Here is a 26,257-nt window from a genome sequence, read left to right on the forward strand (position 1 = left end):
ATGACGAGATAGTGAGGAGCACTCTGCAGATGATCAATGACAGCCGACTGGACCGAACGGTGGCTGACGAACTGATGTCGCTCGCCGACGTTCTGATACCCGAGCAGGCTCCTTGGCCGGCGCCCTCGTCCACCGGACTCGCCGGATACTTCGTCGAAGCGGTCAGGGTGCAGCAGGACCAACTCGACCTGGGAGCCCTGCACGCCACGTGGCTGGACAGCCCGCGGGACGAGCCGATCGAGGCGGCGCGAGCGATCGAACAACAGATGCCTGCGGCATTCAACCTGTTTCGGCAGATCTGCTACCTGGGCTATTACGCGCAGCCCGAGGTCGTGCGCGTGTTGCAGAGCGAGCTGGACTGCGACTATCACAGCCCGCCGCAACCGCAGGGCTACGTCATGGATCTCGACGAAGCCATCCCGCCGCCGAAAGTGGGCCACTACACCCCCACTAACCATGTCCGAAACGTTCGTCTGGAGACCGTGTCATGATGCTGGTTACCTCGCCGAAGTCTCCGACTGACGACGTCGACGTCGTCATCGTTGGATCGGGCATGGCCGGCGGCGCGTTGGCCAAGCGGCTGAGCGATGGTGGTCTGCGCGTCGTGTGTCTCGAGCAGGGGCGGCCGCTGCATCCGGCCGAACTCCGGCATTTCTCCGACACGTGGGAGTGGGACAAACAGCGGGAGTGGAACGTCCACCCGAATGTGCGCAAGTTGCCGCAGGACTACCCGATCGGCGGTGAGCCGCACAGCATCCGCAACAGGAACGATGTCGGCGGCAGCCTCAACCACTGGTCGGCCCACTGGCCGCGATTCAAGCCGGTCGACTTCCGGAAGGGAACTGAACACGGCCTGGCTCCCGACTGGCCCATCACCTACGAGGACCTGGAACCGTACTACGACATCAACGACCGGGAGATGGGCATCTCGGGCCGGCCGGGCGACCCCGCCTACCCGCCGCGCACCACCCACACCACACCGCCGATACCGCTCGGCACCTTCGGCCGGACGATGGCACGCGGCTTCGAGAAACTCGGCTGGCATTGGTGGTGGATGGACAACGCCATCATCACCAAGCCTCTGGACGGCCGGTTGCCGTGCAACCACTGCGGCCAGTGCATTCTGGGGTGCCCGCGGTCATCGATCTCCACTTCGGCGACCGGGTATCTCCCACGGGCCTTGGCCAACGGTGCCCAACTGCGCACGGGATGCCGCGTCGAGCAGATCATCGTTGACGGCGACACCGCGCGGGGTGTCATCTACGTCGACATCGAAACGGGTCAACGGTATCGGCAAGATGCCAAGGCGGTCATCGTCGCAGGCAACGGGATCGGCACACCGCGGCTGCTGCTGGTGTCTGCCAACTCCAGCCATCCCGACGGATTGGCCAACAGCAGTGGACAATTGGGCCGCAACCTGATGTACCACCCGCAAGCCTTCGTCGAAGGGATCTTCGAGGAACCCCTCGACGGCTACAAGGGTGCGCGCGGTGCGCCGCTGTTCAGCCAGCAGTTCTACGAAACCGATCCCAGTAGGGGTTTCGTCAACGGTTTCACCGCACTGGTGGTCCGCGCCCCGGGCGCAGGCGTTGCCGCGAACGGGTATTGGACCCGGGAACCGGTCCCCTGGGGCCCGGATCATCACAAGGAGTTCGCGCGACTCTTCGGCCATCACGCCTGGATCATCGTCATGGCCGAAGAACTGCCGTCGCCGACCAACCGCGTGACCCTCGATCCCGAACTCACCGACTCCACCGGCATGCCCGCACCCAAGGTCGAGTACCGGGTGCATCCCAACGATCGCAAGCTCGTCGAGTTCGGCATCGCCAGAAGCCGGGAGGTCATGGCGGCGGCAGGTGCCTACGATGTCACCGATTCCGGGCTACTCGACCCACCGCCCGGATATCACCTGCTGGGAACCGCCAGAATGGGCACCGATCCGGCTGATTCGGTGACCAACCGTTGGCATCAAGCGTGGGACATCCCCAATTTGTTCATCTGTGACGGCAGCTCGATGCCCACCAGTGCCGGCGTCAATCCCACCCCCACCATCGGTGCCATGGCGGTGCGGCTTGCTGACTTCCTAGTCCGGGAGGGCAACGTCCTTCTCGGCAGCGACCGACCCCGATTGGCCGACGACAGAATGGAATCCGTTCGATGACGACACTCTCCACACAACCAGCCGTCGAGACACTCAAGATGCTGATCGCGGGCCGCTGGGTCGACGCGCAGGACGGCCGCCGCGTGGACAGCATCAATCCGTTCACCGGAAAGGTCTGGGCCACAGCGCCGTTCGCAGGACCGGACGACGTCGACGCCGCGGTCCGTGCCGCCAGATCGGCATTCGACGGTCCGTGGGGAGCCATGACCGGTGCCGAACGGGTCAAGCTCCTGCTGCGGTTCGCCGATCTGCTCGAGACGCGCGCCGAACAGTTGGCGGTCACCGAATCCACCGACAACGGCAAGCTGATTCGCGAGATGGGCGCTCAGATGAAGGCCCTCCCGGGGTACTACCGGTACTTCGCCGGCTACGCCGACAAGATCCACGGCGAGACCATCCCGACCGAGAAGCCCAACTTCTTCACCTATACGACACGCGAACCGCTCGGCGTCGTCGGCGCGATCCTGCCCTGGAACTCGCCGCTGCTGCTGCTCACCTGGAAACTCGCCCCCGCGCTGGCGGCGGGCTGCACGGTGGTCGCCAAAGCGGCCGACCAGACTCCCGCGTCGGTGCTCAAATTCGGCGCGTTGTTCGAAGAAGCCGGTTTTCCAGCCGGTGTCTTCAATGTGGTGACGGGCGACGGCCCGACAACCGGCGCCGCGCTCGTCGGCAACCCAGGTGTCGACCGGATCTGTTTCACGGGGTCGAACGCCACCGGAATTCAGGTGATGAAGAACGCGGCCGACAACATCACCAGGGTGACGCTGGAGCTCGGCGGAAAGTCGCCCAACATCGTGTTCGCGGATGCGGACCTCGATGCGGTCACCAACGGTGTGCTGGCCGGGATATTCGCCGCCACCGGCCAAACCTGTGTCGCAGGGTCGCGGCTGCTCGTGCAACGTGAGATCTACGATCAGCTGGCAGAACGACTCGTCCGGCGCGCCAAAGACATCCGCCTCGGCGATCCGCTCGACCCCGCCAGCGAAATGGGCCCGGTGGCGTTCCAAGCCCAGCTGGACAAAATCCTGGAGTACATCCGGATCGGACAGTCCGAGGGTGCAGTGCTTGCCACCGGCGGCGACCGTCCGACCGCACCGGAGCTGGGCAATGGGCTGTTCGTCAGCCCCACGATATTCACGGGTGTGGACAACGCGATGAGGATCGCCCAGGAGGAGATTTTCGGCCCGGTGCTGTGCATGATTCCCTTCGAGACCGAGGAGGACGCGGTGCGGATCGCGAATGCCACACCGTTCGGCCTGGGCGCCGGAGTGTGGACCCTCAACGTGCAGCGCGCGCACCGCATGGCTCGTGCACTGCGGGCGGGCACGGTGTGGGTGAATGCCTATCGCACCCTGTCCTGGGCGGCGCCGTTCGGCGGATTCAAAGGCAGCGGGATCGGCCGCGAACTGGGGCTGGAGTCGCTGCACGAATTCACCGAGACGAAGTCGGTGTGGATCGAGACGTCAGGTGCATCCCAGGATCCGTTCCGAATGGGGTGAGGGTGATCAGTACCCGCCCTGGCGGTCGAAGATCCGCCGCGGGTTGTCGACCAGCATCGTGGTGATCTGCTCATCGGTGACCCCGCGTTCGCGCAGCGCGGGCAGCACGTCGTTGTGGATGTGCAGGTATCCGGCATTCGGCAGGACCGTGGTGGTCAACTCGTCGGGTAGCGCGTCGAAATAGCACCAGGTGTCGTGCGAGAGCACCATGTGGTCGGCGTGGCCGCGCTCGCACATGGTCGCGACGGTCGCCACCCGGTCCTCGAATGGCAGGTAGACGTCGACGCCGAAGCGGTCCATGCCGATGTAGGAGCCGTTGGCGATCAACTCCTCGAGATAGCCGATGTCGGTCGTGTCGCCGGAGTGGCCGATGACCACCCGCGAGAGGTCGACGCCTTCCTCGGCAAAGATGCGCTGCTGTTCCAGACCGCGGCGGGTCGCGGCATGCGTGTGGGTGGAGATGGGGACGCCCGTCTGCCGGTGCGCCTGTGCGACGGCCCGCAGCACCCGTTCGACGCCGGGGGTGACGCCGGGTTCGTCGGTGGCGCACTTGAGGATCGCGGCTTTGATCCCGGTGTCGGCGACGCCCTTCTCGATGTCGTGCACGAACATCTCGATCATCGGGTCGGGGCCGGCCAACGCAGTGCCCGGCCCGCGGAACCAGAATGTCATCGGGATGTCTTTGTAGGTGTAGAGACCGGTCGCGACGACGATGTTGAGGTCGGTGGCTGCAGCGATCCGTGCGATGCGGGGTAGATAGCGTCCGAGTCCGACGACGGTGAGGTCGACGATGGTGTCCACACCGTGGGCCTTGAGCTCATTGAGCCGCTCGATGGCGTCGGCTTCCCGTCGCGTCTCAGCGCCCCAGCTGTCCGGGTAGTTCGCGGTGAGCTCGCCGCTCATGATGAAGACGTGCTCGTGCATGAGCGTGGCGCCGAGTTCGGTGGTATCGATGGCGCCCCGCGCGGTGTTCACTGTCGGCACGGTGCCGATGCTAGGCCCGAAAAGCGTTGCGCGAGCGTGAATCCTCTGCGAAAAACCAGCGAGATTGTCGCAGAGGCTTCACGTTCGGCGACGGTGGCGTCAGCTCTGATCAGCTTTCACCGCGGAGATGGCCTCGGGGGTGACCGGGTCGAGGATGTCGTCGAAGTCGTGGTGGGTCTTGACGTACTTGGCGACGTACGGGCAGACCGGGACGATGCGCTTGCCCGCCGCGCGGGCATCGGTCAGCGCGGCGGACACCAGCTCGCCGGCCAGGCCGCGACCGCCGAATTTGTCGTCGATTTCGGTGTGGTAGAAGATGCGCTGGTCGCCCGAGTCGACGTACGCCTCCAGGCCGGCGTGCTCGCCGTCGACGGTGATCTCGTAGTGGTGCGCTGCGGGAATGTTGCGAACTTCAGCCATGTCATCACTATGCCGCAGCGACGCTGGCACGATCGGGTAGATGGCCGTGCCAGCAACGTCGACGTGGGCGCCGCTGGCGTCGCCGATCTACCGGGCACTGTGGATCGCCCAGTTCGTCTCCAATCTGGGCACGTGGATGCAGACGGTGGGCGCGCAGTGGATGCTGGTCGGAGATCCACGGGCGCCGGTGCTGGTGCCGTTGGTGCAGACCGCGACGACGCTGCCGGTGATGCTGCTGGCCTTGCCCTCGGGGGTGCTCGCCGACCTGGTCGACCGGCGTCGACTGCTGGTGGCCACCCAGGGGGCGATGGCGGCCGGGGTGGCGGCGCTCGCGACCCTGACCGGGGCCGGCCTGGCCACCCCGACCGTGCTGCTGACCCTGCTGTTCCTGATCGGTTGCGGCCAAGCGCTGACTGCCCCGGCCTGGCAGGCTATCCAGCCGGATCTCGTCCCCCGGGAACAGATTCCGGCTGCCGCAGCGCTGGGCAGCATGAGCATGAACGGGGCAAGGGCCATCGGCCCGGCCGTCGCGGGCGCACTCGTGTCCCTGTCCGGCCCGACGTTGGTGTTCGCGCTCAACGCGGTGTCGTTCGTCGGCATCGTCGCGGTGTTGCTGCTCTGGCGTCGCCCCGCCACCGAGCGGCTGTTGCCCGCCGAACGACCACTGGCCGCGTTGAGCGCAGGCGGCCGGTTCATCCGGAGCTCACCGATCATCCGGCGGATCCTGCTGCGCGCGGTGTTGTTCATCGCGCCGGGCAGCGCGCTGTGGGGTCTGCTCGCTGTCGTTGCCCAGCGTCAACTCGGCTTGTCGTCATCGGGGTACGGGCTGTTGCTCGGCGCACTCGGTGTGGGAGCGGTGCTCGGCGCCTTCGTGCTGGGCCGGCTGCAGTCCACGTTCGGTCTGAACAAGCTGCTGATCGCCGCGGCGCTCGGATTCGCCGGGGCCACCACGGTTTTGGCACTGGTCCACAATTTCGGGGCTGTCCTGGCCGCACTCGTCGTCGGTGGCGCATCGTGGCTGCTGGCCCTGTCGACGCTGAACGCCTCGATGCAGTTGAGCCTGCCGGCGTGGGTGCGGGCCCGCGGGCTGTCGGTGTATCAGCTGACGTTCATGGGCGGGCAGGCCATCGGCTCGCTGGTGTGGGGCCTGGTCGCGGGGGTTACCACCAGCGTCACGGCCCTGTTGATCAGCGCGGGCCTGCTGGTGTTCTGCGCGCTGTCGGCGTGGTGGTGGCCGCTGCACGCGCGCACCGGCGATCTCGACCTGACTCCGTCGGCGCACTGGCCGGAGCCGGCTCTGGTGTTCGAACCGGATCCACCCGACGGGCCCGTGCTGGTGCTCATCTACTACCGCGTGGAACCCGACGACGAGACCGGGTTTTTCGCCGCAATGGCCGTGCTCGGCCGGTCCCGGCAGCGCACCGGGGCCGCGCAGTGGCAGGTGTTTCGCAGCGGCGAGGAGCGCAGCACCTTCGTCGAGGCGTTCGTGGTGCGGTCGTGGGATGAGCACATCCGTCAGCACCGCACCCGGCAGACGGGCCAGGACCTTCTCATCGAGCAGGCCGTCGCGCGCTGGGTACAGGGCGAGCCGGTGTCGCAGCACCTGATCGCCGTGAACACATCTTGACTGTGAGGGGCATCACAGTAATATGACCAGTGGTCATCAAGCCTTGGAGGGTAGATGCCAACGGTCACCTGGGCCCGCGTGGATCCCGCCCGTCGAGCGGCGGTGATTGCGGCCGCCGAAGCGGAATTCGGGGCCCACGGTTACTCCCGGGGCAGTCTCAATGTCATTGCGCGGCGGGCCGGCGTGGCGAAAGGCAGCCTGTTCCAATACTTTGCGGACAAGCGCGACCTGTATGCCTTCATCGCCGATGTCGCCAGCCAACGCGTGCGGTCCCATATGGAGGGCCGCATACGCGCGCTCGATCCGAGCCGCCCGTTCTTCGAATTCCTGCCCGACCTGCTCGACGACTGGGTCGCCTACTTCGCCGACCATCCCAGAGAACGTGCGCTGCATGCGGCCGCGAGCTTCGAGGTCGACGCGGACGCCCGGGTGAGCGTGCGCGCGGTGGTCCACCGTCACTATCTCGACGTGCTGCGGCCCCTCGTGCACGATGCGCGGACCCGCGGTGACCTGCGTGCCGACTGCGACGTCGAAGCCCTGCTGTCGCTGATGCTGATGATCTTCCCGCACCTGGCACTCGCGCCGTATGTGCGTGGAATGGACCCCGTCCTGGGGCTGGATGAGCCCAGCCCCGAGCAGCCGGCCTTGGCCGTGCGAAGACTCGTCGCGGTGTTGGCGGCCGCGTTCTCGCCGACGCCCCAAGCAGCCCAACAGATCTGAGGAGGTCAGATGTCACACACACATTTCGGCTCGTTGAGCAAGGGTGGTCTCAACTGGGACAGCGTGCCGTTGCGGTTGTTCGCAGGGGGGAATGCCAAGTTCTGGAATCCGGCCGACATCGACTTCTCCCGGGATCGGGCGGACTGGGAGGCGCTCTCGGACCGAGAACGGGAGTACGCCACCCGATTGTGCGCCGAATTCATCGCAGGGGAGGAAGCCGTCACCAAGGACATCCAGCCGTTCATGAGCGCGATGCGGGCCGAGGGCCGGCTGGGTGACGAAATGTACTTGACGCAGTTCGCGTTTGAGGAGGCCAAGCACACCCAGGTGTTCCGCATGTGGCTGGACGCCGTCGGTGTCACCGAAGACCTGCACAAGTACTTCGACGACGTGCCTGCGTATCGGCAGATCTTCTACGAGGAGCTTCCCGCATCCCTCGAAGCCCTCTACACCGATCCATCGCCTGCCGCCCAGGTGCGGGCGTCGGTGACCTACAACCACATCGTCGAAGGCATGTTGGCGCTCACGGGATACTATGCGTGGCACAAGATTTGCGTCGACCGGGGCATCCTGCCGGGCATGCAGGAGCTGGTCCAGCGGATCGGCGACGACGAGCGCCGCCACATGGCGTGGGGGACGTTCACGTGCCGCAGACACGTCGCCGCCGACGACGCCAACTGGGCCGTGTTCGAAGCCCGGATGAACGAATTGATCCCGCTCGCACTGCGACTCACCGAGGAGGGGTTCGCCCTCTACGCTCCCGACATTCCCTTCGGCCTGGTCGAGGATGAGTTCCTGCAGTACTCCACCGATAAGGGCATGCGCAGGTTCGGCACGATCAGCAGCGCGCGGGGACGCCCGCTCGAGGAGATCGACCTCGACTATTCGCCACTGACATTGGAGGACACCTTCGCCGACGAGGACGCCGCGGCGCTCACCTCCGCCTGAGTCTGCGCAATCGCGGTACGCGACCGGAATACCACGGTCGACGCGGCGACGAAGGCCACCGAGATCAGCGCCAGCAACTGCACCCACGGAGAATGCCCGACATACCCGTCGACCGAGCGCCACGGGTGCTGTGACAGCGCTGCCCCGGCGAGTATCAACCCGCCGACTGACAGGCCGAGGGTGATTCTGTCGCACCAGGATTCACGGTTACGTAACCAATAGCGCACCGCCAGGGCGGCAGCGACGACAAGCGCTCCCGGCACCCCGGAGATGGCCGCGCCGACCGCGAGCACACCCACGCTCGTCAGCACCGGACCGGGCCGCCACGGCCGGCTCGGCGCCAACTTCGCCGACGCGCGCCGTGCCGGCAGTAGCGCCAGCAGAGCCAAGATCGGCAGCAGCGCGAGCCCGCCGATCAGCCCGGCGCGGTAGGGCCGGTTGGAGTCGAACGACAACGTCAGCGTGCCGGAAGTTCCTGCCGGGACCACCCAGCCCTGCTGCCAACCGTTGACGGTCACCGGTTCGAGCTGGGTCCCCGCCGCGTCACGAGCGATCCAGCCGGGGTTGATGCTCTCGGGCACCACCAGGATCCGGGAGGTCGGCGCGGGCGCCACCCGCACCTCGCGACGATCCGGTCCCCACTCCGGTGTCTCGGCGAGACTCGTTGTCGCCGTGGGTAGTTGGTCCTTGGGCGTGGACAGGGCGATCCCGTCGACGACGAACGCGGCCCCCGGGCTGACGAGCAACTCCTGCTGACCGGCAGGCAGCGATATCGGGTCGGTGCGGCACGGCTGGGCCGGGATCGGGTCGCCGTCGAGCAGCGCCGCGACCGTGGTGCGGACCGAGGTCTGGATGAACTGCCCTGCCACGCCGATGATCGGGCCCTGCCCGCAGGGCAGCGATACGACGCGGGCGCGGTTGGCGGCGGCATCGGCCGCGCCGATCGGCCGGCCATGCATATCGAACACCGAAATATCGGCCAGCCCAGGCGGTTTGAGCTGATCGAAACCGAGCGACGTGCGGTCGATGATGTCGTTCCACGCCAGCAGCGAGACGGTGATGGTGTCCGTCACCCGCGGTTTGAGTTTGAGCGTCTGCGGTTCAAACGTGCCCGGCATCTCGTGCACCTGCGGACCGTCGCCCAGGTCGATCGATACGAGCGTCGGGTGCGCGGGCGGCTCGGCCTCACCAGGATTGATCCGCAGCGCGCCCACTTCGGTCGGGGTGGGCAGCTTGAGGGTCAGCGTAGGCGGCGATTTGAACTGGACCACCCGTTGCGGAGCCGTCCACGACGTGCGGGGATCGCCGTCGGTGGCCGCGAATGACGAGCCGAGCACGTCGATCGGGTCGGCGTCGCCGAACGCCCGGGTGGTGCCCGGTTGCGCCGCCAGATCGGCCAGCTTGGGTCCTTGGCGGGCCCGCACCCACACCGTCGGGCGTACCTCCGTGGGCTCCGGAACGGTCAGGGTACGGCTGAGGTTGACCGGCTCCTCGGAGGCCAGCGCCATCGCCGCCGCGCATCGCACCCCGACGGGGCTTTCCGCGCACCCGGGCCGGCCCAGCAGCTCGGTGCCCAGATCCCATTGCGCGACAGGTGAACCCGCGGGCGGACCGGGAACCTCGACGGTGTGGCGCAGGTTGATGGGATGGGCGTAGCCCGATGCGTCGTACTGGGTGACGGCCAGGTCGGTGATGCCGAACTGCACGCCGGGAGAGCCGTCGTTGGTGGCCACCGCGGTGACCCGCACCCACGGCGATTCCCCGACCGGCAGCGGGATGGTCAGCGGCTTACCCGCGGTCTCGAACCGCAGCGTGCTGGTGCCCGTGGCGGTGGCCACCTCGATGCGGCGGACCTGCGCGCCGACGGCGGTGGCGCTGGGGGTGATGGTCAGGGTGGCGTTGGTGATCGGATGGTCGAAGTCGATCTGCAGCCACTGGCCGACCGCGGCCTGCAAGGCGTTGGACACCCAAGCGGTCGACGGGTCGGCATCGATGGCCGCGGCAGGTCCCGTCGCGGGCGCGACGTTGGGCAGCGCCGTCGAATCCGCCGCTGAGCTCGACACCGTCACACGTCCGCCGCCCCAACGGCCGTACACCGGGTCAACCCCGCGGGACGGGTAATCCGGCACCCGGTTGTAGGTGTGCCGCGGATCGTCAGGCGTACGGACCGCCGACGCATGGTCGTCGACCCGGCCGTAGTCGATCTCGCGGGCCTGCGGGGTGTCGGTCACGACCACGCCGTGGCCGCCCACGGTGATGGGTAGTCCGGCACGCTGCGCATCGGCGGTCAGCAGCATCGGACCCAGCGGCGGCAGGCCGGACAGGCGGCGGCGTTCATCGAGCCGCAGCAGCGCCTCGGGTGCGCCGTCCACGCGGGCCATGGAGTCGGGGTCGACCAGATACGGTTCGCCCGCCGATGCGGCACCGTCGACCCGGTAGATCTGCACCGCCGGATAGCGCGGCCGCAACCCGCTGTCGGCGATGAACCCCTCCAACGTGCCCGGTCCGACCGGGTCGCCGAACTCGGCCACTTTCGACAAACCGGGCGAGCCTTCTATCGAACGGTGCACCAGCACCGGACGGGCCGACCGCGAGGTGTCCGGGTCCAGATCGTTACGCACCACGACATACGAAATGCCTTGCCGGGCAAGGGTATCGGCGAGCCCCGCGGACGGTCGGCCTGCGGCGAACAAGCGCTGCACCGAATCGAGCGCGCGAATGGTCTCCGGCGGGGTCAGCGGGATCGAGTCACGCACACCCCACGGGCTGCTGCCCAGCACCTGCAGCGGTTCGTCGTGGCTGGTGCCCCACACCTGAGTGGCGAACGGGGCACCCGGCGCCACCAGCACGCGGCCGCGCTCGGTGTTGTGCTCGTCGAGCCAGTCGGCGGCATCGTGCCAGTACTGCGGGATCGCGCTGAACGTGCCCGGCGGTGCGATGCGGCCGGTCCAGGCGATCGCCGTGCCCGCGGCGAGCGCCGCCAGCACCACGATGCTCACCGCGACCCGCCGATCCCGCTCCGGATGGGCATACGCGCTCACCCACACCGGCCGCGGAACCGTGCCCGGCAACGGAACGCGGCCCAGCAGGTGGGCCAGGCCAAGAGCCAGTGGCAGCCGGATCACGGGTTCGAGTTTGTGCAGGTTGCGCAACGGGGTGCCGGTGCCGTCGAGGAACGCCTGCACCTGATGCGCTATGGGGGAGCCCAGACCGCCGGAGTAGCCGAGGCCGAGCAGCACGATGCCGATCAGCAGCATGGTGATCAGCCGGCCGCGGGCGGGCATCGAACGCAACGCCAGCCCGGCCAGGCCCGCAGCGGCCACCAGCGTGGTGGCCAGCACCGCGACCGTGCTGGTCACCAGCGATGCGGCGGCGGTCGCGTTGGGCGCGACGAACGGTGTCCAACTGTCGGTGCCGCGCAGCATCTCGGTCAGCGAGGTCCACTGCGTGGTGACGCCGGAGGATTCGATGAAGTCGAGGAACGGCGGGCTGATCCGGCCGAGCATCACCAACGCGATCACCCACCAGGTGACGGCCAGCGCCGTGCAGCCGAACCACCATGCGGTGAACTGCAGCCACAGCTTGTTCGGTCGGTGACACGCCCACCAGATGAGCGCGGCCAGGCACCCGGTCAGCGTCGCGACGGCGTTGACTGCGCCCATGAAGGCGACCGCTCCGGCGGAGCGGGCCGCCATCAGCCGGACGTTGTGCTGCCCTCGTAGCGCGAGGATCACCGGCAGCAACACCCACGGAGCCAGCATCATCGGCAGCGTTTCCGACGAGATCGCGCCCAGCGTGGTCAGCACCCGCGGGCACAGCGCGAACGCGATCGCCCCGAGCACCCGCGAGCTGGTGCTGCCGATCCCGAGGACCTCGGCGACCCGCAGGACTCCCCAGAACCCGACGACCAGCAACAGCGCCCACCACAACCGCTGGGTGACCCAGCCGGGGACTCCGAGTTCATGGCCGATGAGGAAGAAGGTGCCGTGCGGGAACAGATAGCCGTACGCCTGGTTCTGCGCCTGCCCGAACGGCAGATCACTGTTCCACAGGTTGAACGCGCGGGTCAGGAACCGCAGCGGGTTGGCCGTCAGGTCGAGCTTGGTGTCAGGGGAGATCTGTCCAGGTGACTGGGCGAAGCTCAGGACCAGAGCGGCCGTGGTGACCAGCCATAACCAGCGCCGGGACAGCGGCGCGGCGGGACTACGTTCGGCGTGCAGGAGCGGAGCGACCGAGTTTAAGTACGGTCGCCGTACTCGACCCGGTTGAGCACCGACGACGCCGGATCACCCGCCTGCAGCGGCGGCTTCGTGTCCTGTTGCACCATCAACGTCACACCGAAGACGGCGGCCGCGCCCAGCAAAAGACCGACAACAACGCTGGCGGCAGACGGGACGACGAACCGATTCACCCGGCCAACCTAGCACGCGCCGGCCTCGGCGCCCGATCGCGCGACGTCACACTAGGTAGTACAGCTTCGGATCGGCGCTGGGATCTTCCTCGGCTGCCTCGGCGGTGAGGCGGGCTTGCGCGTACCGCACGGCCCGCAGCGTCGCGGAGAACTCGACCTCTTCTTCGGGGAACACCTGCTCGGCAGGGAACCAGCTGGACAGACCGACGTTGGTCAGTGCGGTCAGCGTGTCGGGCCGCACGCCGGCCAGCAGGACGATGGCGCCGTGGTCTTCCCTCAGGAAGTGTTCGAGCCGCTCGATGCACACAGCGTCGGGGTGGCGCACCCGCTTGAGCCGCAACACCACGAACTTGACCTCGCCGGCCCGGATACGTTCGCGCAGGGCGTCGAAGTAGCGGTCGAGTTCCGGGGCGGCTCCGAAGAACAGTTCGCCTTCGAGGTCGTAGATCACGATCGACGGGTCGACGGGATCGTCGGGAACCCGCTCGCGGACCACGCGCTCGGGGGTCACGGTCAGCTCGGCGGCCTTGAGTTTGGCCGCTCGCGGCACGAACAGCAGGATCGACAGCGCGATCCCGAGCAGCACCGCCTTGTCGAGGTCGACGAGCACCCCGGTCAGCGCCGTCACGATCACCAGGCCCGCGTCGTAACGCGACGTCTTCACCGTGGTGATCAGCCGCCGAAAGTCGACCAGCCGCGCCGCGGTGACCAGCAGCAGCCCGGCCAGCGCGGCCTGCGGGATGTAGTGCAGCAGGGGAGCGAACAGCAGCAGGGCCACCGCAACGGCGGCAGCGGCGAGGATGCCGGAGAACCGGGTGGCCGCACCCGCCTGATAGTTGATCGCCGAGCGGGACAGCGACCCCGAGCCGGGCAGGCTCTGGAAGAATCCGCCGGTCAGGTTGGCCAGTCCCTCGGCCAGGATCTGGCGGTTGTAGTCGATCTTCTGCTGGGTCTGGTGCGCGATGGCCTTGGCGATCGACAGCGCCTCGATCAGGCCGATGAAGGCGATGGCCAGCGCGCCCTGCGACAACTGGCCGAGCGAGTGCAGGTCGACGGTGGGTATGTGGAAACCGGGCAGGCTCTGCGGCACCTTGGCCGCCAGGTTCACCGCGGTCTTGCCGTCGGCACCCGGTGTCGACCACCCGGCCAGGAAGGCGATCACCCCGGCCACGATCAGCACGGTCAGCAGATCAACCTGCGGCAGCCCATAGCGCTTGACCAGCCGGCGCAGCAGTACGGCGATCACGACCGCCGAGACGCTGAGGAACACGGCCTTCGGGTTGATCTTGTCGCCGTGGAACACCGTGAGATACACGTTGGTCAAGATCGGGGTGTGGGCGTCGCCCTTGCTCTTCACACCCAGCGCATTGCCGATCTGGCCGAGGGCGAGGATCAGTGCCGCCGCCGCCATGAAGCCGATGATCACCGACTCGGAGATGTAGCGCGTGAGGTCACCCAGCTTGAGCACCGCGATGAGGATCTGGATGGCGCCGACGAGGATGCCCAGCAGGAACAGCGCCTCGAAGAGCACCGTGCGGTTCTCCGGGTCGATGAACGCCAGCGAGCTGAACACCAGCAGTGAGATGGCGCTGGTCGGTCCGTTGATGAGGTGCGAGGACGACCCGAACACCGAGGCGACGGCGGTGACGACGATCGCCGAATACACGCCGTATTTGGGGTCGACCCCGGCGATCAGCGCATAGGCGATGCCCTGTGGCAGCGCGACGGCGGCCACGGTGAGTCCGGCGATGAGGTCGCGACGGCCCGTCAGGGCGAGCGAAGCGACGGCGGGAATCCTGGGCCAGGTGTAGCTCATCAGGACGCCGCCTTGGCCAGAGATGCGATGTTGTCGTAGATCCCGTTGTCGCCGTAGAACTTCTGCCGGGCGTCGTTCCAGTCCTTGGCGATCGCGGTGATCGGGAACAGCGAGATGGCAGGCAGCGTGTCGGCATGCTTGGCCAGCACGTCGGACAGCACCGGGCGATACCCGTACTGCGCGAACAACTCCTGCGCGGGCGGCGTGAACAGATATTGCAGATAGGCCTTGGCGGCGGCCGCGGTCTTGGCGTTCGTGTCGTTGGCGTCCACCCACGCCACGGCGGGCTCGGCCTTGATGCTCACCGGCGGGTACACCACCTCGAATTCGTCCTTGTTGGCCGCGACTTCGCGCAGTGCCTCGTTCTCCCACGTCAGGTGCACGTCGCCGATCTTCTGGTCGGCGAAGCTGGTGGCCGACGTGCGGGCGCCGGCGTCGAACACCGCGACGTGGCGGTACAGCTGGCGCAGGTAGTCCTGCGCCTGTTCCGGGGTGCCGTTGCGGGTGGTCACCGAACCCCAGGCGGCCAGGAAGCTCAGCTGACCGTTACCGGATGTCTTCGGATTCGGGGTCACCACCGAGACGCCGTCGTGCACCAGGTCGGGCCAGTCGTGAATGCCCTTCGGGTTGCCCTTGTGCACGACGAACACCACCGTCGACGTGTACGGCACCGAGTTATTGGGCAGGCGTTTCTGCCAGTCGTCGGCGATCAGCCCGCGCTTGCGCAGGGAGTCGACGTCGCTGATGAGCGCCAGGGACACCACATTGGCCGGTTCGGTGCCGTCGATGACGTTGCGGGCCTGCCTGCCCGAGCCGCCGTGAGACTGCTTGATGTCGAGTGTGATCCCGCTCTGGGTGCGGTACTGCGCGACGAACGCCTTGTCGAGCGCGGCATAGACCTCACGCGTCGGGTCGTAGGAGACGTTGAGGATCTGGTTGGGCGTGTGGTCGGGCAGGTTCTTGACCGTGACCAGGATCGCGGCCAGTGCGACCGCGACCACCCCGACGACGCTGAGCCACGGTCGCGCCGGCGGCGCTGACGTTTCTGCCATGGGCAACCCTTCGTCCGGCGTTTGCTGTGGATGCTGATAGCGGACAGACGCTAGTGATTCACCAGCCGGAAGGCAGTATCGAAAATCTGACTGATTATTAACTCGCCGGGTACGGCGGGCGGTCGGCCCCGAGACCGAGGTCCGTTCGCGGCCGCCGCTGTGACTACTCTCAGAACACATGCCCCGCGTTCTGAGTGTGCTCGTCGCGCTGTCCGGACTGTTGCTGGCGTGTTCGCCGTCCACCCAGTCGCCGTCGGATCACCAACAGTTGAGCAGCAGCAAGCCGCTGCCCAAAGCGCCCGTCGCACAGAGCTGCGACCTGACCGCGCTGCCCACGCGAGACAAGCTGGCGCAGTTGCTCACCGTCGGCGTGACCGACGGTGACGACGCGCGCAAGGTCGTCAGTGAACAGCACGTCGGCGGCATCATGATCGGCAGCTGGACCGACCTGTCCATGTTGTCCGACGGCTCGCTGAAGGAGATCGCCGACGCGGCAGGCCCGTTGCCGCTCGCGGTCAGCGTCGACGAGGAAGGCGGCCGGGTGTCGCGCCTGGCGTCGATCATCGGCAAGCAGCCGTCGCCACGGGTGCTGGCCCAGACCAACACCGCCGACGAGGTGTACGGCATCGCGCTCGAGCGCGGAAAGAAGATGCATGACCTGGGCATCACCGTGGACTTCGCCCCCGTCGTCGACGTCACCGACGCCCCGGACGACACGGTCATCGGGGACCGGTCCTTCGGCGACGACCCGGCCAAGGTCACCGAATACGCCGGGGCCTACGCGCGTGGCCTGCGCGACGCCGGAATCCTGCCGGTACTCAAGCACTTTCCCGGCCACGGCCACGGATCCGGTGACTCACACACCAATTCGGTGACCACACCCCCGCTGGCCGACCTGCAGACCAACGATCTGGTGCCCTACCGCACGCTGACCACCGCGGCCCCGGTCGCCGTCATGGTCGGGCACCTGGAGGTTCCCGGCCTCACCGGCAGCGACCCGGCCAGCCTCAGCGCGCCGGCCTACGAACTGCTGCGGTCCGGCAATTACGGCGGACCGCCGTTCAACGGGCTGGTCTACACCGATGACCTGTCCAGCATGGCCGCGATCAACGAACGCTACGGCGTGTCCACCGCGGTACTCAAGGCCCTGCAGGCCGGCGCCGACAACGCACTGTGGATCACCACCAAGGAGGTGCCCGCGGTGCTGGACGGACTCGAAAAGGCTGTGGCGGCAGGCGAACTGTCGATGGACAGCATCAACGCGTCGCTGCAGCGGAACTCTGCGATCAAGGGCCCGGTGCGCTGCGGGGGCTGATCTCAGCGAACTACCGTGACAGCCCCGAGCTTCGGATCGGATGCGCTGATCGGGTTACCTGCCTCGCGCAGCGCGCGCAGCACGTCGATGACCTCGCCGGTGAGGCGTTCACCTGGCATGACCAGGGGGATGCCCGGCGGGTAGGGCGTAATCGCTTCCGCCGCAACCCGTCCGGTCGCCTCGGTGAGTGCGACCGTGTCGGTTTGGGCAAAGAACGCCTCGCGCGGGGTCAGCACCGTGGGGCCTCGCAGTGCGAGCAGATCCGTGGTCAACGTGTCACCGTCGCTGACGGCGTCAGCTCGTCCGGACCAGTCGGCAACCTCGGCGAAACCGGTGACCAGCCGATCCATGTCGGTATCGGTATTGCCGATGGTCGAGATGCACAGGACGTGGCCGGGTCCGCTCAGCTCCGGCTGCACCCCGTGCAGGCTGTTGAGCCGGGCGACGATGTCGCGGGCGTCGGCGGCCAAACCTGTTGTCCCGACGAGTAGTTTGGTCTCGTCGAGCTGACGAAAGCCGGTGCCTGCGCCGGCCGCATCCTCGGGGCGCAGCACGCGCAAGCCTGGTATCGCGGCCAACCGCGCGGCCGTGCGTCGAGCCCGGTCCAATGCGCTGTCCAACAGTTTGCGGCCGTCGATCATCATCTGCCGGCGGGCCAGATCGATCGAAGCCATGATCGCGAAATGCGGGCTGGTGGTCTGGATGAGCTGCAGGGCCCGGCGCACCGTCGCCGGATCGATCGCGTCCGGATCGATGTGCAGGACCGCGGCTTGGCTGAGGCCCGAGAGCACCTTGTGCACCGACTGCACGGTGGCCGCCGCACCGGATTGCTCAGCGGGCACCGGCAATTCGGGATGGAAAGCGAAATGCGGGGAGTGCGCACCGTCGACCAGCAGCAGGGCGCCGAACCGCAGGCACAGCGCTGACAGCGCACTGATGTCCGCTGTGGTTCCGTAATAGGTGGGGTGCAGCATCCACAGCGCCGACGCCCCGCTGGCGGCGAAGCCACGTTCGACCACGTCGGCGTCCAGGCCGTGCGCGATACCGAACTGGGTGTCCCACCGCGGTTCAAGCCACACAGGCAGCGCGCCGGTCTGCACCAGGCCGGCCAGGACGGACTTGTGTGCGTTGCGCTGCACCAGAACCGGCTCACCGGGACGCAGCGCCGACAGTGCCACCGCGATGTTGCCGCTCGTCGAGCCCTGCACCAGGATGAAGCTCTGCCCGACGCCCCACGCGTCGGCGACCAGCTGCTCGGCCGCCAGGATCGGTCCCTCCGGGCAGTGCAACGTGTCGGTGTCGGGCAGGTTGTTGAGGTCAAGGGCCGCAATGTTGTCCCGGAACCAGGGGTCGAGCGTGCGCCCACCTTTGTGGCCCGGGCTGTACAGCGGCGCCTGATCTCGTTCGACGAACCCTCGGATCGCCTCGAATAGCGGCGCGGCGGAATGATTCACAGCGAGTACACCCGGGTGGCGTTGTGTACCCCGATCATGTCGACGATTCTGATCGCATCGGCCTCGGCGCAGTCGCCCGACCGAATCCATTGGCCCAGAATCAATCCCATGGCACGGCGCCACAGCACCGAGCCAAGCAGGTGCAGCTCGGGCGGCCCGAAGGCGTCCGAGGAGAACAGTTGCTTGGCGAACGGGGCGGTTTCCATGGCCTCGGCGACCAGACCGGTCGACCGTACGCCCAGATAGTTGATGCCAAGGCCCACATCGAAATTCACGTGGTCGAAGGCTTGTGCCAGGTAGCCGGACTGCCGGTGGAACGGGTAGCAGTGCAGCAGTAGCACGGGAACCGGTGTCATTGCTCGCAACAGCGGCAGCAACAGCATCGGGTCGGTGCGATGCAGATCCAGGTCCCGGTCGCCGAAGCCGACGTGTACCTGGATGGGCAGCCCGTGCGCGGCGGCTTCGTGCACGCCGAACGCGATCAGCACCGGGCTGTCCACGCGTTGCGACGGCCGGGCCGCCAGTGCCCGTGCATGCTCGATCACCTGGGCGTCGTCGGGTCGCGACCAGTCGATGTCGAATCCGGTGCGGTAGGCCGCAATCGTCTTGGTGCCCACGGTATCCGGTGAGTCCGCGGCCGCCCGCAGTGCGGCGCGGAAGGCATCGGGAAACTCCTGCGCGGCGACGCCGGATTCGAGCAGATCCTCGGCAAGGCGTTCCAGGCGCAGGATCGACGACGACGGACTGCCGCTGAGTTCGGTGAGCCGCTCAGGAGTCGCGATGAGGTCTCCCTGGAACCCGGTGTCCACGACCCAGCGATCGATACCGGCCAGGGGCAACATGTGTGCGGCCAGCTCGTCGGGGGTGAATTCGCAGCGCCGCTTCCAGTACTCGTCGGCATCCGCGTGCGCCGGCAGACCCAGCACCGGAGCGCACCAACGCCGGATGGACAGGCCCAGCGGCGAGTCGAACTGCGTCATGAAATCCGGGATGGGATCGGTGGACCCCTCGTTGATCGACGCCTCGAACCCGGCCCGGTCGACGGGCTTGTCGAAGCTGCCGTGCACATGGTGGTCGATCAACCGGACCGTGCGCAGGTGTTCGGCGAGCGCGTCGGGCACCTGCGCCTCGACCCCGTCGAACACGTTGACGATCGGGTTGGACAGTTCACCATCCGGCATAGCGTGCGACCTCCTGCGCGTCGACCTTCCCTGCGGCCGCGTCGGCGATTGCCGCGCCGATGATCTCGGCGGCACGGACCGCTTCGGCCTCGCTGAGCACCAGCGGCGGCGTGATCTCCAGAACGTTGCCGCCGACGTAGTACACCACCGCGCCCAACTCCCACGCGCGGTAGACCACCTGCGCGGCGAGTCGCGGGTCACGTTCCCCGGTGGCCGGATCGACCAATTCCAGACCGATGGCCAGCCCGCGTCCACGGACCTCGCCGATGGTGTCCGAATCCAGTGTCCGCAGCGCATCCTGCAGTACCGCACCGACTTTCGCTGCGCGTTCGGGTAGCTGCTCGCCGACGATGGTGGCCAGCACCGCGCGGCCCGCGGCCGTGCACACCGGATTTCCGGCGGTCGTCAGCAGCGCCGCGGCCGGCGGATTGTCCAGCAGAGCGGCGGGGCCGACCGCCGCGGAGAGCGGCAGGCCACCACCGAGCACCTTGCCGAAGGTGACGATGTCGGGCACCACGCCGTCGTGTTCGAACGCGTGCAGGGTTCCCGGCCTGCCGAGCCCCATCTTGACCTCGTCGCAGATCATCGGCACGTCGTGGCTACGGCACAGCTCGTGCAACTGGGCCAGGAAGCCGTCGGGCGGCACCACCAGACCGCCGTCGGACAGGATGGGCTCGACGATGAGACACGCGATGGACCCGCCGGCCAGATGCTGTTCGGCGAGGGTGAGGCAGGCGGTGACGTCGGCGTCCACGCCGGCGGGGGTCGGCCGAAACGGGTTGGGGTAGGGCAGGAATACCACGTCGGGGTCCGGCGCGGCACCCGCGTCGACATGCACCCCGGACACGCCCATGGCGACGCCGACGCCGCCGTGGTAACTGTGCTCGAACGCGATCACGGTGTGCCGGCCCGTTGCGTGTCGGCACGCGCGCAGCGCGACGTCGTTGGCGTCCGAACCGGCATGCCCCAGGTAGACCCGACGCTCGCCGCTGCCGGGAACCAGTGACAGCAGGTCCTCGGCAAGACCCACCGAATCGGGATGCACGGCGGAGAGCCCACCGGATCCGGGTGCGGTCTTCACTGCCCGGCTGACCGCATCGACGATCGCCGGATGCCCGTGTCCCAGACCGCTGGCCGTCCAGGTCGCCGACAGGTCGAGTAACTCACGGCCGTCAGGGGTCACCAGGGTGCAGCCGTGTCCGGAGACCACCTCCAGCGGGAAGAACCTCAGCTTCTCGATGCCGGCGATGACCGCTTCGTCGCGTTCGTAGAGCGTGCTCACTTGGCCTCCGCCTGCACCGGTGGCATGAGATCCAGTTCGCGCGTCAGCGATTCGCCCACCCGTTTGGCGATACCCGATGCGGCCAGAGCGATCACCAGGCCGACGGCACACCAATAGAGTCCCAAAAGCGGTGCTGCCAACCAGGTTTCGGCGTCCTTGACGTTGAACCACAGCACCACCAGGATCACCACGGCACCCAGCAGCGGTAGCGCGAGGCCCGGTGCCTTGCCATGGCCGCCGTGGACGGCGACGAACTTGGGTGCCCCGACGAACCATGCGGCAGCCACCTCCACCAGCAGGTAGCACACCATGAGGCACACCGAACCGGCCACGGCGAACAGGAAATACGTGTCGATGGCGGCGTTGCCCGTACCCATCACCGGCCAGCCGGTCGCCCCGCAGATCAGGTCGACCACCAAGGCCAGGCCGACGACGAGCCAGGTGGCTCGGCGCGGGCCGCCGGTGGCTTCGTGGATGTGCGCGAGTGCCTTGGGGCCGAAGCCGTCCCGGCCGAACGCGTAGAGCATGCGGCCCGACGTCGCGGCGGTCGCCATGTGGCACCCGAACGCCGCGACGGTCGCGGTGAAGATGATGATCAGCGAGAACCACTGGCCGACATAACGACTACCCAAGTCGCCCAGGGTGTTACCGGAACTCTGGAACGCTGCGAGACCGGCCTCGTCGGTGCCGAACCCGATGACCTGAGCGAACATCACCACCACGAACAGCACACCGGTGAGGATCAGCGTGCCGGCGAGCGCCCGCGGAATGTTGCGGCCCGGGTTGTCGGTCTCCTCGCCCATCGAGGCGCAGGCCTCGAAACCCGCCCAGGACAGGAAGGCCGCCACCACGCCACTGAGCACCGCTGACGCGGAGACGCCGCCGGAGAAGGAGAACACGCTGACGTCGAACCCGGTGGAAGCGGCACCGCCGCGGGCAAATATCGCGATGACAAGGATGATCATCGCCACGATGCCGACACCTTCGATGCCGAGCAGCACCTTGGCCAAGAGCCTGATGTCGCGACCGGCCAGGGCGAACGAGATGACTGCGCCCACCACCACGACCGCCATCCACGGCAGCTGATAGGGATGTTCGTTGCCCGGTTGCAGTTGTGCGATGAACGCATTCGTGAAGGCCGCCGTCAAAGCCAGTGTGCCGATGGAGAATCCGACGTACGCGCCCAGCATGGCGAACCCGGAGAAGAACCCGGCCCGCGGACCGACGGTGCCACCCACCAGTGCGTAGGCCGAGCCGGCATGATTGAGGTGACGGGTCAGGCGCACGAAGCTGTAGCCGACCAGTGACACGCCGACCAGGCCGATGAGGAACACCAGTGGGATGGCCTTACCCACGGTGGCGATGAGGCCCTGGCCGTTACCGGACATGGCCAGGGTGGGCCCGACCGTCGCGACCGACAGTGCCAGCGCCACCCAGAACGGCAGGCGCCTGTGCGGTAGTTGATCGGTGTCGTTGGTGGCGCTGGTGCTCATCGATGTCTCCCTTTCGGACATTTGTGCTCCTCGCGTGCGTGGCGGGTCGGGTCAACAACTCCAGGCCAGGCGCAGCGCCTGGCAGATCTCGGTCTGCGGCCGATCGCCGTAGGTGACGAGCTCGTGATTGCGCACGGCGGCCACACCTTCGATGACCGCAGGCGTCAGCAGGTCGGCAGCGACGGCGGAGGTCTGCAGAGTCTTGAGCACGGTGCGCTGGTCGGTCGGCAGCGGTTGGATGGCGGTCTGCGCGGGATCGTCGCTGACCTCGGCCGGTAGTTGCAGGCCGAGATCGATACCGCGCAGCGCGCTGCGCAGGAAGGCTGTCGCCGCGAGATAAGGGTTGGCGCTCGGATCGATCAGTTTCAACTCGACGTTGGCGCCGTGCGGATTTCCCGGTGTCGCCGCGATGAACCGCACTGCGGCCTCACGGTTTTCCAAGCCCCAGCATTGGGCGGCGCCCGCCCAGTTGCCCGGCTTGAGCCGCGCTGCCGACAGCACCGAACCCGCGTACACGCCAAGGAGATCCGGCAAGGTGTCGAGTACTCCCGCGATCGCGGACTGCCCCGCCTGCCGCATCCCGTGCGGGCCGTCGCCACCGGACAGCAGGGGGCCGTCGGCGTCGGCGAGCGACAGGTGCAGGTGTGCGCCGTTGCCCGCCTCCCCGGCGAACGGGACCGGCGAGAAGGAGATCTTGAGACCGTGGCGGGCCGCGGCCCGGCCGATCACGATCCGCGCCAGGATGACGGCGTCGGCCGCGGCGACCGGCGTCGTCGGCGCCAGCGCCACTTCGAATTGGTCATGGCCGTACTCGGTGTGGAGTTGGTCGATGACCAAGCCCGCTCGGTCAGCCGCCGTCATGAGGTCGACCAGGAACGCGGAGCGGTCCAGGGACGTGCGCATGCCGTAGGGCGACCATGGCTCGGCGGAGGCATGCTGGGTGTCCGGCGCCAGCATTGTGCACTCCAACTCGGCGCCGATCTGTGCCGTCAGGCCCTGCGCGGCCGCCGCCTGTTCCGCGCGGGCCAGCAGGGTGCGCGTACACAACGGAGCCGGTTGGCCGTACTGGTCGTACAGGCTCGCGGGCGCCCAGGCCACGCCCTCTTCCACCACCTGCAGGTCGGCCGCATCGATGCGGATCCGCAGGTCGCCGACCACGCCGATGTCCGGGGTGAAGGCGATGCCGCTGTCGACGCAGAACACGCTCCACGACGGTGAGACGCCCATGCCCGCGGACTGGAACGAGGAGAGGCGCCGCAGCGGCACGTACTTCGCGCGCGTTACCCCCGCGAGGTCGGTCAGCGACCCGGCGACGATCTCGACGCCGTCAGCGCGTAGGTCATCGATCTGCAGCGTCATGGCTCCTCCTGGCTTCCCAAGTCTGCGAGCACGCTATGTCATAAATGTTTCATATTCTTTAATATGAGCGCCAGAGGTTCGATTCATAAAATTTTTTGGGTTCAGAGGGGTGGGTCTCATGTGTCGCTTGCTGGGAGTCGTGTCGACAGCACCGATCTCCGTCTCCGACGCCGTCGGCGCGCACGTGCTGAAGGACTTCGTCGCGCTCACCAAGGTGCACGGTGACGGCTGGGGCATCGCCCACGTCGACGAGCCGGGCGGCGATCCCCGAGTCGAGGTCTCGGCGGGCAGTGCGCTCGACGACCCGGCCTTCAGCGCGGCGGTGGAGGAACAGCGGCTGACGGCAGGCATGGTCCATCTGCGCTGGGCCACCAACGGCCTGGCTGTGCAACCGCAGAACTCGCACCCGTTCGTCGTCGGCGGGATTGCCATGGCGCACAACGGATCCATCAAACCCACCGGCCCGCTCGACGAGCTCGTCGAGCCGGGTATCGCGGCCTCGCTGCGCGGCACCACAGACAGCGAGCGGTACTTCGGGGTGATCCGCCAACATCGTCGGACCTCCCCGGATCTGGCCGAGGCGGTGCGCCGCGCGGTCGCGCAGCTGCGCGCGCTGTATCCCGAAGCGAGCCTCAATGCGCTGGTGCTCGGTGAAGGACAGTTGATCGCGGTGCACGCGCACGCCCGCAGCCGGCTGCCCGCCGAGGACATCGAGGAGATCACCGCGGCCGACCTGCCAACCGAGCATCTCGAGGACTACTTCGCGTTGCGGTGGGCCCGGGCTGGTGACGGAACCGTGGTCGTCGGGTCGACCGGCTTCGGCGACCTGGACTGGCAGGCGTTGCCGCCCGAGAGTGTCACCGCAATCTCGATGGCCGACCTGTCGATGAATTCGGTGCCCGTCGTGGCAGATTGAGAACCGTGTCAGAGGACGCTGCGGAGACGGTGGCTAAGGTCCCGGCGACTGTGGAGGCCAGGGCCACCGCGGCGCTGCCCACGCTCAGCAAGGCTGAGCGCAGAGTGGGGCGGGCGCTGCTCGGCGACTATCCGAGCGCCGGGTTGGCCAGCGCGGCCAGGCTCGCCGAACGCGCCGAGGTGAGCCCGCCGACGGTGCTGCGGTTCGCCCAGTCCCTCGGCTACGACGGGTTCGCTGATCTGCAGGTCGCGCTGCGCGCCGAGCTCTCCGCACGGTCCAACGGCCCGATCACCCGGCTGCCCGACGCCCCGGCGGCAGGCAGCCTGCTCGACCGGCTGTTGCAGCAGGGGCGCGCACAGAACGAGCGGGCTGAGCAGACGCTGGCGCTGCTGGCCGAACCCGCGCTGGAAGCCGCGGTGGCACTGCTCGCCGATGCCGGGCGCACGGTGTACCTGCACGGCGGTCGCTTCTCTCACCTGCTCGCGCTGCACCTGGCTGCCCACCTCGAACAGCTGCGGCCGGGTATTCGGGTGCTGGGCGATCCGACGGGCGGAGACCTGGGTGCCCTGCTCGAACTGTCCCGCCACGACGTGGTGGTGCTGTTCGACTATCACCGATACCAGCGCAGCGCCGCTGAGCTCGCACAACGCGTGCACCGAGCCGGAGCGACCGTCCTGCTCATCACCGACGATCTGAGCTGCCCGGTAGCACCGGATGCCGAGGTGGTGCTCGCAGCGTCGAGCACTGTGGGCACCACCTACCAGAGCATGGCGGCCGGATTTCTGCTGACCGAGCTGCTCATCCCGTTGGTCATGGACGCCATCGGGGAGCCCGCACGGACCCGCATGGCCCTGTGGGAGGAACAACGGCGCGCTGAGCTTCTGCCCTGACAGTTACCCTGATCGGATGGCAGGTGGAACCAAACGGCTGCCGCGTGCCGTCCGAGAACAGCAGATGCTCGACGCCGCGGTCCAGATCTTCTCGGTCAACGGCTATCACGAGACGTCCATGGACGCGATCGCAGCGCAGGCCGAGATCTCCAAGCCGATGCTGTATCTCTACTACGGCTCCAAAGAAGAGCTGTTCGGTGCGTGCCTGAACCGGGAGCTCACCCGGTTCGTCGACGTGGTGCGCGGGCAGATCGATTTCAGTCAGAGCCCGAAAGACCTGCTGCGCAACGCCGTACTGGCGTTCCTGACCTACATCGACGCCAACCGGGCGTCGTGGATGGTGCTCTACACCCAGGCCACCAGCTCCCAGGCGTTTGCACACACCGTGCGCGAAGGCCGCGAGCGCATCATCGATCTGGTGGCTCGGCTCCTCAGCACCGGCACGCGTAACCCTGCGCCCGACAGCGACTTCGAGATGATGGCGGTCGCGCTGGTGGGCGCCGGCGAGGCCATCGCCACCCGGGTCAGCTCCGGCGACGCCGATGTCAACGAGGCCGCAGAGCTCATGATCAACCTGTTCTGGCGCGGCCTGAAAGGCAAACCGTCGGAGACCGGATCTCAGTCGGCCGTCGGGTAGCGCGAGACCGCGCTCAGCCCATTGACTCTGCGCCGACACCCATTGACTCTGCGCTCAGGTCGCGATTTCGCGTGAAAACGCGACCTGTACGC

Annotated in this window: 20 protein-coding genes and 1 pseudogene; 10 read left to right on the top strand and 11 right to left on the bottom strand. The window is 67.6% G+C overall.

Annotated features, from left to right (window positions below):
• Positions 1 to 29 precede the first annotated feature (29 nt).
• Genes A5784_RS01630 through A5784_RS01640 form a run of 3 tightly spaced genes read left to right on the top strand, consistent with a single transcriptional unit; the run spans position 30 to position 3,660 of the window.
• On the top strand, positions 30 to 491 hold the full coding sequence (locus A5784_RS01630; protein WP_064941696.1) for a hypothetical protein: 462 nt from the start codon (positions 30 to 32) through the stop codon (positions 489 to 491).
• On the top strand, positions 488 to 2,161 hold the full coding sequence (locus tag A5784_RS01635; RefSeq protein WP_197514594.1) for a GMC family oxidoreductase: 1,674 nt from the start codon (positions 488 to 490) through the stop codon (positions 2,159 to 2,161). The genes A5784_RS01630 and A5784_RS01635 overlap by 4 nt, the downstream gene beginning before the upstream one ends.
• A complete protein-coding gene (locus tag A5784_RS01640; protein WP_064941698.1) occupies positions 2,158 to 3,660 on the top strand; it encodes an aldehyde dehydrogenase in 1,503 nt (500 codons plus the stop codon). Before A5784_RS01635 ends, A5784_RS01640 begins: the two co-directional genes overlap by 4 nt.
• Positions 3,661 to 3,666: 6 nt before the next feature.
• On the opposite strand, the gene A5784_RS01645 is transcribed toward A5784_RS01640, so the two are convergent.
• Together A5784_RS01645 and A5784_RS01650 are read right to left on the bottom strand one after the other, a co-directional pair.
• On the bottom strand, positions 3,667 to 4,644 hold the full coding sequence (locus A5784_RS01645) for a phosphotriesterase family protein (protein ID WP_064941700.1): 978 nt from the start codon (positions 4,642 to 4,644) through the stop codon (positions 3,667 to 3,669).
• A gap of 99 nt (positions 4,645 to 4,743) precedes the next feature.
• A complete protein-coding gene (locus A5784_RS01650; RefSeq protein WP_064941702.1) occupies positions 4,744 to 5,064 on the bottom strand; it encodes a GNAT family N-acetyltransferase in 321 nt (106 codons plus the stop codon).
• A gap of 40 nt (positions 5,065 to 5,104) precedes the next feature.
• Here A5784_RS01650 and A5784_RS01655 point away from each other — a divergent pair, with 40 nt between their 5' ends.
• The 3 genes and pseudogenes from A5784_RS01655 (at position 5,105) to A5784_RS01665 (ending at position 8,359) form a co-directional block, all read left to right on the top strand.
• Entirely contained in the window at positions 5,105 to 6,691 is a 1,587-nt protein-coding gene (locus A5784_RS01655) for an MFS transporter (RefSeq protein ID WP_064941704.1), read from the top strand.
• A gap of 54 nt (positions 6,692 to 6,745) precedes the next feature.
• Positions 6,746 to 7,448 (top strand): annotated as a pseudogene (locus A5784_RS01660) (TetR/AcrR family transcriptional regulator).
• Complete coding sequence (locus tag A5784_RS01665) at positions 7,421 to 8,359, top strand: R2-like ligand-binding oxidase (RefSeq protein ID WP_064941708.1); 939 nt, start codon at positions 7,421 to 7,423, stop codon at positions 8,357 to 8,359. The pseudogene A5784_RS01660 and the gene A5784_RS01665 overlap by 28 nt, the downstream one beginning before the upstream one ends.
• Here the strand turns inward: A5784_RS01665 and A5784_RS01670 are convergent.
• The 4 genes from A5784_RS01670 to A5784_RS01685 are packed head-to-tail and all read right to left on the bottom strand — an operon-like array spanning position 8,293 to position 15,638.
• Positions 8,293 to 12,579, bottom strand: coding sequence for an alpha-(1->3)-arabinofuranosyltransferase (locus A5784_RS01670; RefSeq protein WP_232005911.1), 4,287 nt, complete (start codon positions 12,577 to 12,579; stop codon positions 8,293 to 8,295). The two genes, A5784_RS01665 and A5784_RS01670, sit on opposite strands and share 67 nt — an antisense overlap.
• A gap of 17 nt (positions 12,580 to 12,596) precedes the next feature.
• The gene (locus tag A5784_RS01675; protein WP_064941712.1) at positions 12,597 to 12,770 is read right to left on the bottom strand and encodes a DUF2613 domain-containing protein; all 174 of its coding nucleotides are present in this window, start codon (positions 12,768 to 12,770) and stop codon (positions 12,597 to 12,599) included.
• 46 nt (positions 12,771 to 12,816) lie between these two features.
• Entirely contained in the window at positions 12,817 to 14,586 is a 1,770-nt protein-coding gene (locus A5784_RS01680) for a SulP family inorganic anion transporter (RefSeq protein ID WP_064941714.1), read from the bottom strand.
• A complete protein-coding gene (locus A5784_RS01685) occupies positions 14,586 to 15,638 on the bottom strand; it encodes a sulfate ABC transporter substrate-binding protein (protein ID WP_064941717.1) in 1,053 nt (350 codons plus the stop codon). Before A5784_RS01685 ends, A5784_RS01680 begins: the two co-directional genes overlap by 1 nt.
• Before the next feature lie 178 nt (positions 15,639 to 15,816).
• On the opposite strand from A5784_RS01685, the gene A5784_RS01690 reads away from it, so the two are divergent.
• Positions 15,817 to 16,953, top strand: a complete 1,137-nt coding sequence (locus tag A5784_RS01690; RefSeq protein ID WP_064941719.1) for a glycoside hydrolase family 3 N-terminal domain-containing protein — start codon at positions 15,817 to 15,819, stop codon at positions 16,951 to 16,953.
• 2 nt (positions 16,954 to 16,955) lie between these two features.
• Here A5784_RS01690 and A5784_RS01695 read toward each other — a convergent pair whose 3' ends face one another.
• The 5 genes from A5784_RS01695 to A5784_RS01715 are packed head-to-tail and all read right to left on the bottom strand — an operon-like array spanning position 16,956 to position 23,722.
• Positions 16,956 to 18,407 carry an aminotransferase class I/II-fold pyridoxal phosphate-dependent enzyme gene (locus tag A5784_RS01695; protein ID WP_064941721.1) on the bottom strand — a complete coding sequence of 484 codons (1,452 nt, stop codon included), beginning with the start codon at positions 18,405 to 18,407 and terminating at the stop codon, positions 16,956 to 16,958.
• Positions 18,404 to 19,588, bottom strand: a complete 1,185-nt coding sequence (locus A5784_RS01700; protein WP_064941723.1) for an amidohydrolase family protein — start codon at positions 19,586 to 19,588, stop codon at positions 18,404 to 18,406. The genes A5784_RS01695 and A5784_RS01700 overlap by 4 nt, the downstream gene beginning before the upstream one ends.
• A complete protein-coding gene (locus A5784_RS01705; RefSeq protein ID WP_064941726.1) occupies positions 19,575 to 20,870 on the bottom strand; it encodes an aspartate aminotransferase family protein in 1,296 nt (431 codons plus the stop codon). Before A5784_RS01705 ends, A5784_RS01700 begins: the two co-directional genes overlap by 14 nt.
• A complete protein-coding gene (locus A5784_RS01710) occupies positions 20,867 to 22,363 on the bottom strand; it encodes an APC family permease (protein WP_156750320.1) in 1,497 nt (498 codons plus the stop codon). Before A5784_RS01710 ends, A5784_RS01705 begins: the two co-directional genes overlap by 4 nt.
• Before the next feature lie 51 nt (positions 22,364 to 22,414).
• On the bottom strand, positions 22,415 to 23,722 hold the full coding sequence (locus tag A5784_RS01715) for a type I glutamate--ammonia ligase (protein WP_064941730.1): 1,308 nt from the start codon (positions 23,720 to 23,722) through the stop codon (positions 22,415 to 22,417).
• 118 nt (positions 23,723 to 23,840) lie between these two features.
• Here A5784_RS01715 and A5784_RS01720 point away from each other — a divergent pair, with 118 nt between their 5' ends.
• Genes A5784_RS01720 through A5784_RS01730 form a run of 3 tightly spaced genes read left to right on the top strand, consistent with a single transcriptional unit; the run spans position 23,841 to position 26,165 of the window.
• Positions 23,841 to 24,638: a class II glutamine amidotransferase gene (locus tag A5784_RS01720; protein WP_064941835.1), complete on the top strand. Its 798-nt coding sequence runs from the start codon at positions 23,841 to 23,843 to the stop codon at positions 24,636 to 24,638.
• A gap of 5 nt (positions 24,639 to 24,643) precedes the next feature.
• The gene (locus A5784_RS01725) at positions 24,644 to 25,528 is read left to right on the top strand and encodes a MurR/RpiR family transcriptional regulator (RefSeq protein WP_232005906.1); all 885 of its coding nucleotides are present in this window, start codon (positions 24,644 to 24,646) and stop codon (positions 25,526 to 25,528) included.
• A 16-nt stretch (positions 25,529 to 25,544) separates the two neighbouring features.
• Positions 25,545 to 26,165 (top strand): TetR/AcrR family transcriptional regulator, encoded by a 621-nt coding sequence (locus tag A5784_RS01730; protein ID WP_064941732.1) that lies wholly within the window; start codon positions 25,545 to 25,547, stop codon positions 26,163 to 26,165.
• Positions 26,166 to 26,257 lie beyond the last annotated feature (92 nt).

Origin of the sequence: Mycobacterium sp. 852013-50091_SCH5140682, from assembly GCF_001665685.1 — a bacterium.
In the GTDB taxonomy this organism is placed as follows: domain Bacteria; phylum Actinomycetota; class Actinomycetes; order Mycobacteriales; family Mycobacteriaceae; genus Mycobacterium.